Consider the following 18,787-nt stretch of genomic DNA (forward strand, 5'->3'; position numbering starts at 1 on the left):
CGGCATCTGGGCGCTCGCGGCGGCGAGCGTCGTGTTTTGGGGCCTGCGATTGACGGCCCCTTCCGACGCGGTGGCCCCGCCTGCGGTCATCAAGACGCCGTTGGAGCCCGATCCGTCCGCCGTGGCCCAGATGCTGGGCGCTGTCTCGAATCAGCCGGTGGCTGCCGTCGCGCCCGAAGCGGCGAGCCGCTTCGCGCTGCTCGGCGTGGTGTCGGATGCGGACGAGCAGGGCGCTGCGCTTATCGCGGTCGACGGAAAGCCCGCGCGTCCGTTCAAGGTCGGCACCAAGGTTGCGGAGGGATTTGTGCTTCAGTCGGTGACGACGCGCGCGGCTGCGCTCGGCCCGAGCGTGGATGGCAAGGCGGCCTTGACGCTCCAGATGCCGACGCGGCCGCTCGCCATCCCGTCGCAACCGGCCGTGGCAGCACCGCCGTCACCGTCGGCCGCGCCGCCCGCCGTGACGGCGCCACAGCCGTTCCCGCCGAATTTCCCCGCGCCGGGGGTCGCGCCGGTGATGGCGCCTCCGGCCGAACCGACCTGAGCGCGCCCGCTCAGGCCTGCAGGAACAGACGGTACGCGGGGTTCTGGGTCTCCTCGACGAAGGGGTAGCCCAGCGTCTGGAGGAACTCATCGAAAGCCGCGTCGTCGGCCGCGGGAACCTGCAGCCCGACGAGGATGCGCCCGTAGTCGGCGCCCTGGTTGCGGTAGTGGAAGAGGCTGATGTTCCAGTTCGGCCGCAGCAGGCTCAGGAACTTCAGCAGCGCGCCGGGTCGCTCCGGGAACTCGAAGCGCAGCAGCCGTTCGTCGTGCGCGAGGCCCGTGCGCCCTCCGACCATGTGGCGGATGTGCTCCTTCGCGAGCTCGTCGTGCGTGAGGTCGATCGCGCCGAAGCCATGCGCCACGAAGGTGTCCGCGATCGTCCTGGATTCGCCTCGCGTCGTGGTGGTGAGGCCGACGAAGACGTGTGCTTCCTTCGAGTCGCTGATCCGGTAGTTGAACTCGGTGACGTTGCGCGAAGCGCCGGGCAGTTGCCCGACCAGCTCGCAAAAGCGACGGAAGCTGCCCCGTTCCTCGGGAATCGTGACTGCGAAGAGTGCCTCGCGCTCCTCGCCGACCTCTGCGCGCTCCGCGACGAAGCGCAGCCGGTCGAAATTCATGTTGGCGCCGCACAGGATGGCGGCGTAGGTCTCGCCGCGCGTTCCGCGTTCCTCGACATACTGCTTGATCGCGGCGACCGCGAGTGCCCCCGCGGGTTCGACGATGCTGCGGGTGTCGATGAAGACGTCCTTGATCGCGGCACAGACGGCATCGGTATCGACGGCGATGTACTCATCGACCAGTTCCGACGCCAGCCGGAAGGTTTCCTCGCCGACCAGCTTGACGGCGGTGCCGTCGGAGAAAAGGCCCACGTCGGGGAGCGCCACGCGCTCTTTCGCGACGACCGACTGGATCATGGCGTCCGAATCGTTCATCTGCACGCCGATCACCTTGATCTCCGGGCGGAGGGCCTTGATGTAGCTGGCGACGCCGGCGATCAGGCCACCGCCGCCGATGGCGACGAAGACCGCGTCGAGCGGACCCTGGTGCTGGCGCAGGATCTCCATGGCGATCGTGCCCTGTCCCGCAATCACGTCCGGATCGTCGAAGGGGTGGACGAAGGTCATGCCATGCGTCTTCTGCTGCTCGAGGGCATAGACATAGGCATCGGAGTAGCTGTCGCCATGCAGATGGACCTCGCCGCCGAGCGCTCGCACGGCGTCGATCTTCAATTGAGGCGTGGTGACCGGCATCACAACGACCGCCCGGGTGCCGAGTTTCCGGGCCCCGAGGGCCACACCCTGCGCATGGTTGCCTGCCGAGGCGCAGATCACGCCACTGGCGAGCTGCTCGGGGCTCAGATGCGCCATCTTGTTATAGGCGCCGCGCAGCTTGAAGCTGAAGACCGGCTGCTGGTCTTCGCGCTTGAGCAGCACGGTGTTGCCGAGCCTTGCGCTCAGCGCGCGCGCCGGTTCGAGCGCGGATTCGACGGCAACGTCATAGACGCGCGCGGTCAGGATTCGCTTGAGATAGTCGGCGGAGGTGAGCGTGTGGGCTGGCGGATTCGGGTTGCTGGACATAGGGCCGCGATCATAGGCCTCTCACCCGCGGTCGGCTGCGCCAAGAAAAAGCCCCGGGCCTTGCGGCTCGGGGCTAAATCCACCAATTGGGAGGGTGGAGGAGACAACCGGTGCACACGGCTTCGTGTGCGATGAAATAAAGTATATCGACTGTTTGTTGCATTGCAACAAGCGAGTGATGCTTTTCGAACACAAATTCACGCCGTCGTACGAATTTTCTGTTTCTGCGTGCGTTCGTGAACCCCTTTGGAGCCAGTGAAGATGGAATGTACTGTGAGTTGGACCGGAAATTCGGGCGCGCGATCGGCGATGGGCTTCGTCGCCGAGACCGGAACCGGCCATGTCCTGACGATGGATGGCGCACCCGACGCGGCAAAGCCCGAGAACGGCGGTCAGAACCTGGCCCCGCGGCCCATGGAAACACTGCTCGCCGGCACGGGCGGATGCACTGCCTACGATGTCGTGCTGATCCTCAAGCGCGGTCGGCATCAGGTCGAGCGGTGCAGCGTCAAGCTGACCAGTGAGCGTGCGCAGAAGGACCCCAAGGTCTTCACGAAGATCCACATGCATTTCACCGTGGCGGGCAGGGGCATCCCTGCTGCTGCGGTGGAGCGGGCCATCGCGTTGAGCCACGACACCTATTGCTCGGCCAGCGTGATGTTGGGAAAGACGGCCGAGATCACGACCAGCTTCGATCTGATCGACCTCTGAAGCAGCGACGGCCCTGGCGACCAGCCAGCTAGACGCGGTGCGCGACCGTCGTCATCACCTTGGCCGCGGCGCGCATCAGCGCCTTGGCCGGCGGCGGCAGCTCCTTGGCGCCCGCGCTCCATGCCTGGCTGGCATGGCGCGCTTCGTCCAGCTTCATCTGGTCGATGATCGCCCGCGATGCGGTGTCGCCGACGGGCAACCGGTCCAGATGACCATCGAGGTGGGCTTCAACCTGCCGTTCGGTCTCCGCGACGAAACCCAAGCTCAGCGCATCGCCGAGTTTTCCCGCGACCAGGCCGAGGCCGAAGGCGCCGATGTACCAGATCGGATTCAGCACCGACGGACGCGCACCCAGCTCATCCAGTCTCTGTTGCGTCCACGCGAGATGGTCGGTTTCTTCGCGCGCGGCGTCAGTGAAGTGCATGCGCAGCGCCGCGTCCCGGGTCACCGCGGCCTGCGCGGTGTAGAGCGCCTGAGCGCAGACCTCTCCGACATGGTTGACGCGCATCAGTGCGCCGGTTTCGCGGCGTTCCGCGTCGGTCAATGCGCCGGGCGGGGTGCCTGGCGAGGGTGTCGGCCGCGTCGCGTGCGGCTTGGCGAAGAGGGTGCGCAGTGCCGCGTCTGCCACCGACAGGACGGAGTCGAGCGATCGGTTCATCGGGCAATTGGAACCGATCTACAAAAAGATACAGGTGCAGCCCGGCAGGTTTCGCATTGCGGTGCGCCGCTCGTTCGAGATGCTTTGTTGCAGTCGTGCAACGAAACGTCGAGCCGAGCCGACATTTCGGGCGATTTGTTTTGCCCTTGCGAAGCGCCTCTGGTGCAATAGCGTCAACTTCCCAAAAGGAGGTTGGCCCGGGGTCCGGTGGGTGCACAGAAGTGCCAGTCACGGTGAGCCCTTCGCACCGGAGCCCTATGTTTAACCTTGGAGAAACTTGCAATGAAAAAATCTCTAGTTGCCCTGGCTGCTCTGGCTGTCGCCGGTGTTGCTTCGGCTCAGTCGTCCGTGACGCTGTTCGGCGTGGTCGACGCTACGTTCAGCGGCTACTCGAACAAGTCGGAGAACATCTTCGGCCAAAGCGTCAAGCTCACGAAGAACCAACTGACGAACTCGGGCTACAACAGCAGCCGTCTGGGCTTCCGTGGCACGGAAGACCTGGGTGGTGGCCTCGCTGCCAGCTTCTGGCTCGAAGCTTCGCTGGGCAATGATGACGGTACGACGGGTGGCAATGTTTCGAACGTTGCTGGCTCGAGCAGGACCGTGACTGGCCTCTTCAACCGTCGTTCGACCGTGAGCCTGTCGGGCGCATTCGGTGAAGTTCGTCTGGGCCGTGACTACACCCCGACGTTCTGGAACGACACCGTGTTCGATCCGTTCGGCACCAACGGCGTTGGTACCAACCTGATCTCGACGGCCAATGGCTACGGTGCTGGTTCTCCGACCGGCTTCACGACCAACCAGATGTACGTTCGCGCCAGCAACTCGGTCGGCTACTTCCTGCCGCCGAACCTGGGTGGTTTCTACGGCCAAGTCATGTACTCGTTCAACGAAGCGACGAAGTACGACAACGCTGCTCTGACGCCTGACCTGGCTGATACCCAGCGCGCTGGCCGTTACGTCGGTGGCCGCTTCGGTTATGCCAACGGCCCGCTGGACGTCGCTGCTTCCTACGGCGAAGCCACGAACTCGGACAACTTCTTCGCTGGCACGACGAGCAAGCTCGACACGTTCAACCTCGGCGCTTCGTATGACTTCGGCGTCGTGAAGCTCTTCGGCGAATACTCGCAGGCCAAGAACAAGACCGATCGCTCGGCTCCGAACTTCGTGAACATCTTCGGTTTCACCGATCCGGGTGCTAAGGGCTGGCTCATCGGCGCGACCGTTCCGGTCGGCCCTGGCCTGATCCGCGCTTCGTACTCGGGCGTGAAGTACAGCGACCTGCCGGTCCCCGCTGCTGCCATCGGCACGGTCAATCAGATCTTCGGTCTGAAGGATCCGAAGGCAGACAAGTTCTCGCTCGGCTACGTGCACAACCTGTCGAAGCGCACCGCCCTGTACGCCACCGTTGCCTACGTGAACAACAAGGACAACGAGCTGTACGGTTCCGGCCTCTCCGCCAGCGGCGCCTTCTACGCGCCGGCGACGGCGACGACGGGTCTCTCCGCCAACAACGCTGCCGCTCAAGCTGCGATCGGTGCTACGCGCCCGACCAGCTCGCTCGGCTACGACATCGGTATCCGTCACGCTTTCTGATCTGACGCTGGCGTAAGCCAGCATCAACGGGAAGTTCTTGAAAGCCACTCGACGAAAGTCGGGTGGCTTTTTTCATTTCGACCACGATGTTGTGTGCCGTCGCACCACACTGGGGAACTCCTGCATGGGCATACACCTTGCTGCTGCTAGCATCGATGGACACTTCATCTGCTGAATGATCGCTTTCGTCCTGCGCCGCCTGATTCAGGCCGTGATCGTCATGGTCGCGGTCGCCTTCATCGCCTTCCTCCTTTTCCAGTACGTGGGTGATCCGGTGGTGTTCCTGCTCGGGCAGGATGCCAAGCCCGAACAAATCCGGGAACTGCGTACTGCCCTGGGGCTCGACCAACCCTTCTTCGTCCAGTTCTGGCATTTCCTCGTCAATGCGTCGCAGGGGAGTTCGGCCTGAGCCTCAGGCAGGGCGCGAAGGTGTCTCGGCTGATCGCGGAGCGCTTCCCGGCCACGCTCGAACTGGCGATGGTGGCCGCCATCCTGGCGCTCGTGATCGGCGTCCCGATGGGTGTCTACGCCGCCTTGCGGCGTGGCACCTTCATGAGCCAGGTGTTCATGACGCTCTCGCTGCTCGGCGTTTCGCTGCCGCCTTTCCTCGTCGGCATCCTGCTGATCCTCGTCTTCGCGGTCCTGCTCGGGTGGCTTCCCAGCTTCGGTCGCGGCGAGGTCGTTCGGCTCGGCTGGTGGAGCACCGGTCTGTTGCGCGCGGACGGTTGGACGCACATCGTGCTGCCGGCAGCGACGCTGGCGATCTTCCAGCTCACGCTCATCATGCGTCTGGTCCGTGCCGAGATGCTCGAAGTGCTGCGCACCGACTACATCAAGTTCGCTCGGGCACGCGGGCTCTCCGATCGCACGATCCATTTCGGCCATGCGCTGAAGAACACCCTGGTGCCGGTGATGACCATCACGGGGCTCCAACTCGGCGGCCTCATCGCCTTCTCGATCATCACGGAGTCGGTCTTTCAGTGGCCGGGCATGGGACTGCTGTTCATCCAGGCGGTGACCTTCGCCGACATTCCGGTGATGGCGGCCTACCTCTGTCTGATCGCGCTGATCTTCGTCGTCATCAATCTCGTGGTCGATCTGCTCTATTTCGTCGTCGACCCGCGCTTGCGTGTCGGCATTGCAGGAGGACATTGATGACTGAACCACGTTTGCAGGCCTCTGGAAGAGCGTTTGCCCATATCGCCCGCTTCTACCCCGAGATCACCGCGTTCCGGCGCGATCTCCACGCGCATCCCGAGCTGGGCTTCGAGGAGGTCTACACCTCCGCGCGCGTGACCGAGGCGCTCCGAGCCTGCGGGGTCGACGAGATCCACACTGGCATCGGCAGGACGGGCGTGGTCGGCGTGATCCGCGGGCGAACGACAGAAAGCGGCCGCATGATGGGGCTGCGCGCCGACATGGATGCCCTGCCGATGTGCGAGGACAACGACTTCGCATGGCGCTCGGCCAAGAACGGCCTGATGCATGGCTGCGGACACGATGGCCATACCGCGATGCTCGTCGGCGCCGCGCGATATCTGGCCGAGACGCGCAACTTCGACGGCACCGCGGTATTGATCTTCCAGCCCGGCGAGGAAGGTTTCGCGGGCGCGCGAGTGATGATCGAGGACGGCCTGTTCGACCGCTTTCCGGTCGACTCGGTCTATGCAATGCACAACTGGCCGGGGTTGCCGGCCGGTACCGTCGGCATCAACCGGGGGCGATGATGGCGGCGGCGGACCGCATCACGATCGAGGTCGCTGGCAAGGGCGGGCATGGCGCGCACGCCTATCTCACGATCGATCCCGTCGTCGTGGCGGCGCACATCATCACGGCCGTGCAGAGCATCGTCTCGCGCAACGTGCGGCCGATCGACGCGGCGGTGATCAGCATCTGCGCGGTGCAGGCCGGCGATCTCGGCGCGATGGCCGTGGTGCCGGGCAAGGCGACGCTGGTGGGCACGGTGCGCACCTTCAGTTCGCGCGTGCAGGAGCAGGTCGAGCGCCGTCTTGCCGAGCTGTGCTCGGCGGTTGCCTCGGGCTTCGGCGCCACGGCGCACGTGACGTTCGAGCGCATCTATCCGGCCACCATCAACACCGCGCCCGAGGCGCAGTTCGCGGGCGACGTCGCGCAGTCGCTGGTCGGCGCGCACAACGTCGAGCGCAACATGGAGCCCAGCATGGGCGCTGAGGACTTCTCCTTCATGCTGCAGCAGAAGAAGGGCGCCTACCTGCGGATCGGCCAGGACGCGAAGGGCGGCGCCTTCCTGCACAACAGCCGCTACGACTTCAACGATGAAATCCTGCCGCTCGGCGCCGCACTGCATGCGGGTCTGATCGAGCAGGGCATGCCGCTGGCCGCCGAGGCCGGCAGTCCAAGAAGCAAGATGGCCCACACGGCCTCTTGAACCTTTCCCAACCCAGAGGAGTGCTTCTCATGAGTCTGAAGAAAAACGTGATTGCTGCGGCGATCCTGTCCGTGCTGACGGCCACGAGTTTGGTGGCCGGCGCGCAGACCATTCGCATCGCGAACCAGGGAGACGCTCTTTCGCTCGACCCGCACTCGCTCAACGAATCGCTGCAACTGAGCGTGACATCGAACGCCTACGAGCCGCTCGTGGGCCGCAACAAGGACCTGAGCCTTGCACCGCTGCTCGCCACGAGCTGGAAGCAGACGGCGCCGAACGTGTGGCGCTTCGAACTGCGCAAGGGCGTCACGTTCCATGACGGCACGCCGTTCACCGCCGACGACGTGGTTTTCAGCTTTGCACGCGCGAAGGGCGACGGCTCCGACATGAAGGCCACGCTCAGCGACATCAAGGAAGTGCGCAAGGCCGGTGACTACGCGGTCGAGATCGAGACCAACGGCCCTTTCCCGATCCTGCCCGACGTGATCACGCTGACGATGATCATGAGCAAGAAGTGGTGCGAGGAAAACGGCGCCGCCAAGCCGGTCGACAAACGCAAGGGTGTCGAGAACACCGCATCGTTCAAGGCCAACGGCACCGGCCCGTTCCGCGTGCGTGAGCGCCAGCCCGACGTGCGAACGGTGTTCACGCGCAATGCGAACTACTGGGGCAAGATCGAAGGCAACGCGCAGGAAATCGTCTTCACCCCGATCGCCAACCCCGCGACGCGCGTTGCCGCGCTCATCTCCGGCGAGGTCGATGTGATGGAGCCGGTGCCGGTGCAGGACATCGCGCGCATCAACGCCAGCCCGAACGCCCGCGTGATCACCGGCCCCGAGCTGCGCACGATCTTTCTGGGCATGGACCAGAAGCGTGACGAGCTGCTGTACTCGAACGTGAAGGGCAAGAACCCCTTCAAGGACAAGCGCGTGCGCCAGGCTTTCTACCAGGCCATCGACATCGCCGGCATCCAGCGCACCGTGATGCGCGGTGCGTCGCGCCCGACCGCGCTGATGGTCGGCCCCGGCATCAACGGCTGGACCGCGGAGCAGGACAAGCGCCTGCCCTACGACATCGACGCGGCCAAGAAGCTGCTCGCCGATGCGGGCTACCCGAACGGCTTCGAGGTGTCGATGAACTGTCCGAACGACCGCTACGTGAACGACGCGCAGATCTGCCAGGGCGTCGCCGCCGGCCTCGCACGCATCGGCGTCAAGATCAATCTGGTGGCCGAGACCAAGGGCAGCTACTTCCCGAAGGTGCTGCGCCGCGACACCAGCTTCTACATGCTGGGCTGGACACCGACCACCTACGACTCGCACAACGCGCTGAGCTCGCTGATGGCCTGCCCCGACGACAAGGGCACCGGCCAGTTCAACCTCGGTTCGTACTGCAATCCCAAGCTCGACGAGCTGACCCGGAAGATCCAGTCCGAGACCGACAAGAACAAGCGCAACGAGATGATCAAGGAAGCGTTCAAGATCCACTCGGACGACATCGGCCACCTGCCGCTGCATCAGCAATCGCTCGCATGGGGGTGAGCAAGAAGGTCGAGCTGACGCAGCTGGCCGACAACTTCATGTTCTTCAAGTGGATGAGCATTAAATCGCAGCAGCCTTGATCTCACCCCCAGCCTCGCCCACGACGTGTGGCTCGGACACCCCTTGCAGGGGGCAATCCCGGCGGCCCGGCCAAGCCGGTTCCGCGGGATTCCAGGCGGTAGAACACAACGATGAACAAAAGAATTGCCCGCTGGCTCGACAGCGATGTCGGCCACAGCTTCCGCAGCTCGCCCGTGGCGATGCTCGCGGCGGTGATCGCCTTCGTCTGCGTCTTCTGCGCGGTCTTCGCCAATTGGGTGTCGCCGCACGACCCGTTCAATCTCGCGGTGCTCGAGCTGAGCGATGCGCGCCTGCCGCCCGCATGGAGCGCCGAAGGCACGACCAAGTACCTGCTCGGCACCGATGACCAGGGCCGCGACATCCTCTCGGCGCTGATGTACGGCGCGCGGATCTCGCTCGTGGTCGGCCTGGTGTCGGTGCTGCTGTCGGTAGTGGTCGGCGTCGCACTCGGCCTCGCCGCGGGCTTCTTCGGCGGATGGCTCGATGCCTTCCTGATGCGCCTGTGCGACGTGATGCTGTCCTTTCCGCCGATCCTGATCGCGCTGCTGATCGCCGGCATCGGACGTGCGCTCTTTCCCGACGCGCACGGCTCGCTGGCCTTCGGGGTGCTCATCATTTCGATCTCGCTCGCGGGCTGGGTGCAGTACGCGCGCACGGTACGCGGCTCCACGCTCGTCGAGCGCCACAAGGAATACGTGCAGGCTGCGCGCGTCACCGGCGTGCCGCCGGTTCGCATCATGCTGCGGCACGTGCTGCCCAACGTGATGGGGCCGGTGATGGTGCTGGCGACGATTCACGTCGCCACCGCGATCATCACCGAGGCCACGCTGTCCTTCCTCGGCGTCGGCGTGCCGCCGACCTCGCCCTCGCTGGGAACGCTGATCAACACCGGGCGCGACTACCTGTTCTCCGGCGAATGGTGGATCACGGTCTTCCCGGGGCTCATGCTGGTGCTGATCGCGCTGAGCGTGAATCTCCTGGGCGACTGGCTGCGCGACGCGCTCAATCCACGTCTGCGCTGAGCCTGGAGCCGATCGAATGAGCCTTCTTCAAGTCAGCAATCTGGTCGTCGAGTTCCCGCACCGGCACGGCACGCTGCGTGCGCTCGACGACATCTCTTTCGACATCTCGCCGGGCGAAATCCTCGGCGTGGTCGGCGAGTCTGGCGCGGGCAAGTCTCTCACCGGCTCTGCCATCATCGGCCTGCTGGAGCCGCCCGGCCGTGTGGCCGGCGGCGAGATCCGCCTCGAAGGGCAGCGCATCGACAATCTGGCTAACGAGGCGATGCGCCACATCCGCGGGCGCAAGATCGGCGCGATCTTCCAGGACCCGCTGACTTCGCTCAATCCGCTCTATACCATCGGCCGACAGCTCACCGAGACCATTCGCACTCACCTCCCCGTCAGCGCGCAGGAAGCACGGCGGCGCGCGATCGGGTTGCTGGAGGACACCGGCATTCCCGGCGCCGCGCAGCGCATCGACCACTATCCGCACCAGTTCTCCGGCGGCATGCGCCAGCGCGTGGTGATCGCGCTGGCGCTTGCGGCTGAGCCCAGGCTGATCGTGGCGGACGAGCCGACAACCGCGCTGGACGTGTCGATCCAGGCGCAGATCATCCAGTTGCTCAAGGGCATCTGCAAGGACCGAGGCGCGGCGGTGATGCTGATCACCCACGACATGGGCGTGATCGCCGAGACCTGCGACCGCGTGGCCGTGATGTATGCCGGCCGCATCGCGGAGATCGGGCCCGTGCAGGAAGTGATCCACCAGCCGGCGCATCCGTACACCTCGGGGCTCATGGCCTCCATTCCCGACATGACGATGGACCGTGAGCGCCTCAACCAGATCGACGGCGCGATGCCGCGGCTCAACGCGATTCCGAGCGGCTGCGCGTTCAATCCGCGCTGCCCACGCGCCTTCGACCGTTGCGGGATCGACCGCCCCGATCTGATGAATGCGGGCGCCACGCGGGCTGCCTGCTGGTTGCACGAGGCCGCGCCGGCCCATGGAGACGTCGCATGACCGCATTGGTGCAGGCCAGCGACCTGGCCAAGAACTTCGACGTCTCGCCGCCCTGGCTGAACCGGGTACTGGAGCGTAAGCCGCGCGTGCTGCTGCGGGCTGTCGATGGCGTGAGTTTCTCGATCGAGCGCGGCAAGACGATGGCGCTGGTTGGCGAATCCGGTTGTGGCAAGAGCACCGTGGCGCGTTTGCTCGTGGGCCTGTACCAGCCCTCGCGCGGTGGCATGCGCTTCGACGGGCAGGACGTGCATGCGGCCTACAAGAGTCCCGGAGGCCGCACGCTGCGGCGCCGCATCCAGATGATCTTCCAGGACCCCTATGCGAGCCTCAACCCGCGATGGACCGTCGAGGCCATCATCGGCGAGCCGCTGCGCGAGCACGGCATCCTGAAGGAGGGTCCCGAGCTGAAGGCGCGCGTCGGCGAGCTGCTGAAGTCCGTGGGCCTGAGCTCGGCCGACATGGTGAAGTACCCGCACCAGTTTTCCGGCGGTCAGCGTCAGCGCATCTCGATTGCCCGTGCGCTGGCGACCCAGCCGGAATTTCTGGTGTGCGACGAGCCGACCTCGGCGCTCGACGTGAGCGTGCAGGCGCAGGTGCTCAACATCATGAAGGACCTGCAGCGCGAGCAGGGGCTGACCTATCTCTTCATCTCGCACAACCTTGCGGTGGTGCGGCATGTGGCCGATCGCGTCGGCGTGATGTACCTCGGGCGGCTCGTCGAACTCGCGGACAAGCACCGGCTGTTCGAATCGCCGCAGCATCCGTACACCCGGATGCTGCTCGATGCCATCCCGCAGATGAAGCACGTGGGCCGCTCGCGCACCCCGGTGCAGGGCGAGGTGCCGAACCCGCTCAATCCGCCGTCGGGCTGCACCTTCCATCCGCGTTGCCCGCTCGCCAACGAGCGCTGCAAGACCGAACGCCCGCCGCTGCAGTCATTGCGCGACGTGCAGGTGGCCTGCCATGCAGTGGAGGAAGGAAGAGCTTAGCGCGCAGCCTGGGGGTCATTGTTCCTCCCCCCAGGCGTAGCCGTCGCGGGCGATCATGGCGCTCGATGCGCTCGGGCCCCAGGTGCCGGCAGCGTAGGGGCGCGGTACACCGTCGGAGCGCCAGCTCTCGATCAGCGGCTCGACCCAGCGCCACGCCTGTTCCTGTTCGTCGCTGCGCACGAAGAGGTTCAGCCGTCCGTCGATCACATCCAGCAGCAGACGCTCATAAGCGCCCACGCGCTCCGCACCGAAGCGCGTGTCGAAGTCGAGATCGAGCTGCACCGGCGCGAGCTGCGGTCCCGCATGGCGGTTGCCGTTGCGCTGGCGGTTGTCCTGCGCCTGCGCGAGCATGTGAAGCTCCAGCCCATCCTTGGGCTGGAGGTTGATGACCAGCTTGTTCACCGAATTCGCCGGCGCGCGGAAGATCGCGTGCGGCGTCTCCCGGAAGCTGACCTCGATGCGAGCGTCGCGCGACGCCAGCCGCTTGCCCGTGCGGATGTAGAGCGGCACGCCGGCCCAGCGCCAGTTGGCGATCTCGGTCCGCAGCGCCACGAAGGTTTCGGTGCGGCTGTCGGGATCGACGCCCGGCTCGTCGCGATAGCCGGGCACCCGTTCGCCGTAGGCGGTGCCGGCGGTGTACTGGCCGCGGATCGCGTGCAGTCCGATCGATTCGGCGGTCCAAGGCTTGAGCGCGCGCAGCACCTTGAGCTTCTCGTCGCGGATGGCGTCGGCGTGCGCGTTGATCGGCGGCTCCATGCCGATCGCGCAGACCAGTTGCAGTGCGTGGTTCTGCACCATGTCGCGCAGCGCGCCGGTCTGGTCGTAGAAGGCCCCGCGCTTCTCGACGCCGAGGTCTTCCGCGATGGTGATCTGGATGTTGGCGATGTGCTCGCGGCGCCAGATGGGCTCGAACAGCGCATTGCCGAACCGCATCGCGAACAGGTTCTGCACCGAGGGCTTGCCCAGGTAGTGGTCGATGCGGAACACCTGGTGCTCGGCCAGCACCTTGCACACCGCGCTGTTGATCGCGCGGTTGGAGGCGAGGTCGTGGCCCAGCGGCTTTTCGAGCACCACACGCGTCTGCGGTCCGTTCAGGCCCGCCGCCGCGATCTGCTCGACCACCTGGGTGAAGAGCGCGGGCGCGGTCGCGAGGTACATCACGACGACGTTGGCGTTGCGCGTCTTCAGCATCTCCGCGAGCTTCTGGTAGTGCGCCGGCTGTGAAAGATCCATGCGCTGGTAACAGAGCAGGGAGGCGAACTTCTTGAATTCTTCGGGCGAGGGCCGCTTGGCGCCTTCGACCGCGCTGAAGCGGTCCTGGATGAGCTTGCGATAGGCGTCGTCGTCGAGGTCATCGCGCGCGACGCCGATGATGCGGCCACCCTCGGGCAACGTGCCGTGCCGGAATGCCTGGAACAGCGCAGGCATCAGCTTTCGCCATGCGAGGTCGCCGGTGCCGCCAAAAAGTACGAGATCGAAACTCATGGATACATCCCCAGGGTTGCGAAGGCGCGAGCATGAAGCCTGCCAGCGAATGGTACTTGTACCGATCCGGCCATTGCTGACTCCGCGATAAGCTGAAAACGGCCCGCGGGGGCCATTTTTGTTTTCAACGAGGACCCCATGAAGAACAAGCTCGTGCAAACCTTTCGGATGGCAACTGCAGCGGCATTGGTCGGCGCTTCTGCGGGCGCATCGGCGCAGACAGTGAACGTGATCTGCTCGGTGCAGGCCGAGTGGTGCAACATGATTGCGACCGTGTACGCGCGCACCACGGGCGTCAAGCTCAACATGTCGCTCAAGGGCTCGGGCGAAGCGCTCGCGCAACTCATCGCCGAGAAGGACAACCCGAAGACCGACGTGTGGTTCGGCGGCACCGGCGATCCGCACCTGCAGGCGGCCGAGATGGGCCTCACGCTCGAATACAAGTCGCCGACGCTGCCGCAGCTCTATCCATGGGCGCAGCAGCAGGCGCAGCAATCGGGCTACAGGACGGTGGGCATCTACTCGGGCCCGCTGGGCTTTGGCTACAACACGGAGCTGATCCAGAAGAAGAAGCTTGCGGTGCCGCGCAGCTGGGCCGATCTGCTCAAGCCCGAATACAAGGGCGACATCCAGGTGGCCAATCCGGCATCGAGCGGCACGGCCTACACCATGATCGCGACGCTCGTCCAGTTGATGGGCGAGGACAAGGCCTTCGAATACCTCAAGGGTCTGCATCGCAACGTGGGCCAGTACACGCGCTCGGGCACCGGTCCGATCAAGGCGGTGGCGCGTGGCGAGACCGCGGTGTCGGTCAGCTTCATCCACGACGCACCGCAGGAGAAGATGCAGGGCTTCCCCGTTGAGACCACCACGCCCTCCGAAGGAACTGGCGCGGAGATCGGCTCGATGAGCATCGTGAAGGGTGCGCGCAATCTCGAACAGGCGAAGAAGTTCTACGAATGGGCGCTCACGCCGCAGGCGCAGACTTTCGGCGCGGCAGCGAAGCAGTATCAGCTGCCTTCGAACAAGGCCACGCCAGTCGACCCCAACGTGCCCGACTTCAAGAAGATCAAGCTGATCAACTACGACTATGCGAAGTACGGCGCGAGTGCCGAGCGCAAGCGCTTGATCGCGCGCTGGGAAAAGGATGTCAACTCGCTGCCGCGCTAGCGTGTCGTCGATCTCGCCAGGGCGGCGCAGCCCCAACCGATCGATCTGGACCTGCATCGTTGCGGGTCTCATCGGCTACCTCGCATTGCCCTGGTATGCGATCCAGGACGCTGCGTGGTACGAGGTGATGCCGCAGGTGTTCGGCGAAGGCGAAGCCGCCAACGGCGTGATGCAGGCGGCGTTCCAGGGCCGCAGCTGGCTCTACATCGGGCTCATCGGATGGGCCTTGTGCCTGCTCGGCGGCCTGCTTCGCGCCGGGCGCGCGCAGGGGCGGCTGTTGTTCATCGGCGGCGCAGTGGGGAGCATCGGCCTGGCGTTGAGCGGCTTTCTGATCGGCGCGCGCGGCTGGTCGCTCGCGGTCCTCAACACCCAGCTCGGCGAGCTGCCAGTCAACCAGTTCGGGATGGGCGCGGGCGGGTTCGTGGCGTTCTCGGCACTGGTGCTGCTTGCGGCATTCGGAATCGCGCGGCTGGGCTTCTTCAAGGGCGATCTTTTCGTCTCGGGCGCGGTGATCGCGTCCGGCGTGCTGATGGCGGTGTTCATCGCCTACCCGGTGAGCAAGGCATTGGCCGGGGCCTTTCTCGACGAGGACGGGCGCTGGTCGTCCGCTGCGTTCCTCGCCCGCATCGCCACCGAGCGGGTCTGGGGGCTGGGCTGCCTTTCGGGCGGGGTTCGCTGTGGCGTGGCATGGAACACGCTGATGCTCGCACTGCTCACCGCGGCGGGCACGACCTTTCTCGGCACGCTGATGGCGCTGATGGCCGAGCGTGGCAGCCGGCGCTGGCAGGCGCCTCTGCGCGTGCTCGCGCTGCTGCCGATCATCACGCCGCCGTTCGTGGTCGGGCTGGGCTTGATCCTGCTGTTCGGCCGTGCGGGCGTGGTCAACCAGTTGCTCGAAAGCGCCTTCGGCATCGAGCCCACGCGCTGGTTCTACGGCATGCCGGGCGTGCTGGTCGCGCAGCTCTTCGCCTTCACGCCGATCGCATTCATGATCATGCGCGGCGTGGTGCAGGGCGTGGCCCCGAGCCTCGAGGAAGCGGCGCTGATGCTGCGCGCGGACCGTCGCCGTGCCTTCTTCACGATCACGCTGCCGCTCATCAAGCCGGGGCTCGCCAATGCGTTCCTCGTCGGCTTCATCGAAAGCATCGCGGACTTCGGCAACCCGATCGTCGTCGGCGGGCAGTTCTCGGTGCTGTCGACGGACATCTTCTTTGCCATCGTCGGTGCGCAGTACGACCAGGGCCGCGCCGCTTCGTTGGCATGGGTGTTGACGATCTTCGCGCTCGCGGTGTTCGCGCTCCAGCGCGGGCTGCTCGGGCGGCGCAGCTACGCCACGGTGAGCGGCAAGGGCGATGCCGGGATCGCGATGCCGCTGCCGGACGGCGTGCAGCGGGCGATCTACTGCATCGCCCTGCCGTGGATCGTGTTCACGGTGGTGGTCTATCTCTTTGCTTTCGCGGGCGGCTTCGTGCACACCTGGGGGCGCGACTACACCTTCACGCTCGATCACTTCAGGAAGGCGTTCGCGCTCGAATGGGGCCAGTTCGGCGTGGTGTGGGCGGGCACCGCGTGGAATTCGCTGATCACCACGCTCAAGCTCGCGGGCATTTCCGCGCCGCTGACCGCCGGGCTGGGCCTGCTGATCGCGTGGCTGCTCTCGCGCAACGAGTTCAGGGGCCAGGGCGCCTTCGAGTTCGCGGCGCTGCTGGCCTTTGCCATACCGGGCACGGTGCTTGGCGTGAGCTACATCCTCGCCTTCAACGTGCCGCCGCTCGAACTTACGGGCACCGGGCTCATCATCGTGCTGTGCTTCATGTTCCGGAACCTGCCGGTCGGCGTGCGGGCGGGGACCGCGGCGTTCAAGCAGATCGACCGCTCGCTCGACGAAGCCTCGCTGATGCTGCGCGCATCGACTTCGCAGACGCTCTTCAAGGTGGTGCTGCCACTGCTGAAGCCGGCGCTGGCGGCGGCGCTGGTCTACAGCTTTGTGCGCGCGATGACGACGGTGAGCGCGGTGATCTTCCTGGTCACGGCCGAGAACGAACTCGCAACCACCTACATCATCGGCCGCGTCGGCAACGGCGACTACGGCGTCGCGCTCGCTTATTGCACGGTGCTCATGATCCTGATGGCGGCGGCGATCGTGCTCGTGCAGCTTGTCGTCGGCGAGCGGAAGCTCGGTCGCCGCAGGGCCGACGCGCCGGCGCTCGTTCCGGTCGCGACATGAAACGAAGGAAACCATGAGCAACGGCATCGAATTCCGCAACGTCACCAAGCGCTACGGCAAGAACGCGAACGCGCCGCTCGCGGTCAAGGGCATCAGCTTCGAGGTGCCCGCCGGCACGCTGACCACGATCCTCGGGCCTTCGGGGTGCGGAAAGACCACCACGCTGCGGATGATCGCGGGCCTGGAGTCGCCCACCTCGGGTTCGATCATCATGGGCGGGCGCGACGTCACCGGCCTCGGCCCCGCCGAGCGCAACGTGAGCATGATGTTCCAAAGCTACGCGCTGTTCCCGCACATGAATGTGATCGAGAACGTCAGCTACGGCCTGCGCATGAGCGGCATGCGCAAGGACGAGGCCCGTGCCCGGGCGCGCGATGCGCTCAAGGGCGTCGGGCTGGTCGACTTCGATGAGCGCCTGCCGAGCGAGCTGTCCGGCGGGCAGCAGCAGCGCGTGGCGCTCGCGCGTGCGCTGGTGCTGGAGCCTGCGGTGCTGCTGTTCGACGAGCCCCTGTCCAATCTCGATGCACGCCTGCGCCGCGAGATGCGCGAGGAGATCCGCAACCTGCAGCAACGCCTGCAACTCACGGTGGCCTATGTCACGCACGACCAGAGCGAGGCCTTGGCGGTGAGCGACCAGATCATCGTGATGGACCATGGCGTCATCGCACAGCGCGGCACACCCGAGCAGCTCTACGCCAATCCGGAAAGCGAGTTCGTCGCGGGCTTCATGGGCGAGGCGATGGTGTTCCCGGCGCTCGCGCATCCCGATGGGCGGGTGCAGATGGGGCCGCTGATCCTCACGCCGCGCCATGCGGTTGCGCCTGGCATCGTCAAGGTCGCGGTGCGGCCGGAAGCCTGGTACATCGGTGCCGCTGTGGGCCTGCCTGCCACGGTGCGCAAGGCGTCTTTCCTCGGCAACTTCTACGAGTATGCTTTCGACACCGCGCTCGGTTCGGTGTTCGTCGTGTCCACTGACCTCGTGCATCCGCTTGCCGCCGGCGCGCAGACCCACCTGTCCCTGGCCAACCAGGGCGTTTCCATCGTGCCGGTTGTCCTATGAATGTCGTATTCGACCTCGGTGCCGTTCTTCTGACCTGGGAGCCCGTGGCACTGGTGCAGACCCACTTCCGGGCGCACGCGCCCACGGCCGAGGCGGCGCACGCGCTCGCGGGCCAGATGTTCCACCACGAGGATTGGCTCGGCTTCGATCGCGGCACGCATTCGCTCGATGATGCGATCGGCCGGATGGCCTTGCGCCTTTCGTTGCCGAGCGATCGGCTGACCGAGGTGCTCGCGCCGATGGGGGAGCGGCTGGAGCCCATCGGGGTGACGGTGGACCTGCTCGCGAAACTGCGCGACCGACGCGACGCCGGCGAGGACCTGCGCCTGTACTACCTCTCGAACATGCCGGCGCCCTATGCGCGGGTGCTCGAATACCGCCATGCCTTCTTCGCGTGGTTCGACGGCGGCATCTTTTCCGGCGACGTGAAGGTGATGAAGCCGCAGCGCGGCATCTACGAACTTCTGGCGCAGCGCTACGGGCTGGAAGCCTCGGAGACAGTCTTCATCGACGATTCCGCCGCCAACGTCGCCGCCGCGCGCGAGTTCGGCTGGAAGGCGATCCACTGCGAGCGGCCGAGCCGGTGCCCGCGCAACTCGCGGCCCATCTGCCAGCGAGCTCCGCCTTGTCGACATCGAAGCCGAGCGTGCGCGCGTAGTCGGGTTCGCGCCGGGCCCGCGTCGGCCGGGGACCACACGAGCTGTCGTTTTGCGGCGGGATAAT

At 65.7% G+C, this 18,787-nt stretch carries 13 protein-coding genes and 3 pseudogenes; 13 read left to right on the forward strand and 3 right to left on the reverse strand.

Annotated features, from left to right (window positions below; genetic code table 11):
- The first annotated feature begins 49 nt into the window (after window positions 1–49).
- The gene (locus ACQ858_RS02915) at window positions 50–541 is read left to right on the forward strand and encodes a type II secretion system protein N (protein WP_431275341.1); all 492 of its coding nucleotides are present in this window, start codon (window positions 50–52) and stop codon (window positions 539–541) included.
- Window positions 542–551: 10 nt separating this feature from the next.
- On the opposite strand, the gene ilvA is transcribed toward ACQ858_RS02915, so the two are convergent.
- On the reverse strand, window positions 552–2,117 hold the full coding sequence (gene ilvA / locus ACQ858_RS02920) for a threonine ammonia-lyase, biosynthetic (protein WP_431275342.1): 1,566 nt from the start codon (window positions 2,115–2,117) through the stop codon (window positions 552–554).
- A gap of 261 nt (window positions 2,118–2,378) precedes the next feature.
- Between ilvA and ACQ858_RS02925 the strand changes: the two genes are divergently transcribed.
- The gene (locus ACQ858_RS02925; protein ID WP_431275343.1) at window positions 2,379–2,828 is read left to right on the forward strand and encodes an OsmC family protein; all 450 of its coding nucleotides are present in this window, start codon (window positions 2,379–2,381) and stop codon (window positions 2,826–2,828) included.
- A 28-nt stretch (window positions 2,829–2,856) separates the two neighbouring features.
- On the opposite strand, the gene coq7 is transcribed toward ACQ858_RS02925, so the two are convergent.
- Window positions 2,857–3,486 (reverse strand): 2-polyprenyl-3-methyl-6-methoxy-1,4-benzoquinone monooxygenase, encoded by a 630-nt coding sequence (gene coq7, locus ACQ858_RS02930; protein WP_431275344.1) that lies wholly within the window; start codon window positions 3,484–3,486, stop codon window positions 2,857–2,859.
- Window positions 3,487–3,768: 282 nt separating this feature from the next.
- Between coq7 and ACQ858_RS02935 the strand changes: the two genes are divergently transcribed.
- The 7 genes and pseudogenes from ACQ858_RS02935 (at window position 3,769) to ACQ858_RS02965 (ending at window position 12,122) form a co-directional block, all read left to right on the forward strand.
- Entirely contained in the window at window positions 3,769–5,082 is a 1,314-nt protein-coding gene (locus tag ACQ858_RS02935; RefSeq protein WP_431275345.1) for a porin, read from the forward strand.
- Window positions 5,083–5,257: 175 nt separating this feature from the next.
- Window positions 5,258–6,237 (forward strand): annotated as a pseudogene (locus ACQ858_RS02940) (ABC transporter permease).
- Window positions 6,237–7,489 (forward strand): annotated as a pseudogene (locus tag ACQ858_RS02945) (M20 aminoacylase family protein). Before ACQ858_RS02940 ends, ACQ858_RS02945 begins: the two co-directional pseudogenes overlap by 1 nt.
- Before the next feature lie 29 nt (window positions 7,490–7,518).
- Window positions 7,519–9,110, forward strand: a pseudogene (locus tag ACQ858_RS02950) (ABC transporter substrate-binding protein).
- Between the two features lie 111 nt (window positions 9,111–9,221).
- Window positions 9,222–10,133, forward strand: coding sequence for an ABC transporter permease (locus tag ACQ858_RS02955; protein WP_431275346.1), 912 nt, complete (start codon window positions 9,222–9,224; stop codon window positions 10,131–10,133).
- A gap of 16 nt (window positions 10,134–10,149) precedes the next feature.
- Window positions 10,150–11,133, forward strand: a complete 984-nt coding sequence (locus tag ACQ858_RS02960; RefSeq protein ID WP_431275347.1) for an ABC transporter ATP-binding protein — start codon at window positions 10,150–10,152, stop codon at window positions 11,131–11,133.
- The gene (locus ACQ858_RS02965; protein WP_431275348.1) at window positions 11,130–12,122 is read left to right on the forward strand and encodes an ABC transporter ATP-binding protein; all 993 of its coding nucleotides are present in this window, start codon (window positions 11,130–11,132) and stop codon (window positions 12,120–12,122) included. The genes ACQ858_RS02960 and ACQ858_RS02965 overlap by 4 nt, the downstream gene beginning before the upstream one ends.
- Before the next feature lie 15 nt (window positions 12,123–12,137).
- On the opposite strand, the gene zwf is transcribed toward ACQ858_RS02965, so the two are convergent.
- Window positions 12,138–13,607 carry a glucose-6-phosphate dehydrogenase gene (gene zwf / locus ACQ858_RS02970; protein ID WP_431275349.1) on the reverse strand — a complete coding sequence of 490 codons (1,470 nt, stop codon included), beginning with the start codon at window positions 13,605–13,607 and terminating at the stop codon, window positions 12,138–12,140.
- Window positions 13,608–13,745: 138 nt separating this feature from the next.
- Between zwf and ACQ858_RS02975 the strand changes: the two genes are divergently transcribed.
- Genes ACQ858_RS02975 through ACQ858_RS02990 form a run of 4 tightly spaced genes read left to right on the forward strand, consistent with a single transcriptional unit; the run spans window position 13,746 to window position 18,786 of the window.
- Complete coding sequence (locus ACQ858_RS02975) at window positions 13,746–14,777, forward strand: ABC transporter substrate-binding protein (protein ID WP_431275350.1); 1,032 nt, start codon at window positions 13,746–13,748, stop codon at window positions 14,775–14,777.
- Entirely contained in the window at window positions 14,755–17,004 is a 2,250-nt protein-coding gene (locus tag ACQ858_RS02980) for an ABC transporter permease (protein WP_431275351.1), read from the forward strand. The genes ACQ858_RS02975 and ACQ858_RS02980 overlap by 23 nt, the downstream gene beginning before the upstream one ends.
- Before the next feature lie 13 nt (window positions 17,005–17,017).
- Entirely contained in the window at window positions 17,018–18,064 is a 1,047-nt protein-coding gene (locus ACQ858_RS02985) for an ABC transporter ATP-binding protein (RefSeq protein WP_431275352.1), read from the forward strand.
- Window positions 18,061–18,786, forward strand: a complete 726-nt coding sequence (locus ACQ858_RS02990; protein ID WP_431275353.1) for an HAD family hydrolase — start codon at window positions 18,061–18,063, stop codon at window positions 18,784–18,786. Before ACQ858_RS02985 ends, ACQ858_RS02990 begins: the two co-directional genes overlap by 4 nt.
- Window position 18,787 lies beyond the last annotated feature (1 nt).

This window comes from Variovorax ureilyticus, assembly GCF_050632185.1.
Classification (GTDB): domain Bacteria; phylum Pseudomonadota; class Gammaproteobacteria; order Burkholderiales; family Burkholderiaceae_C; genus Variovorax; species Variovorax ureilyticus_A.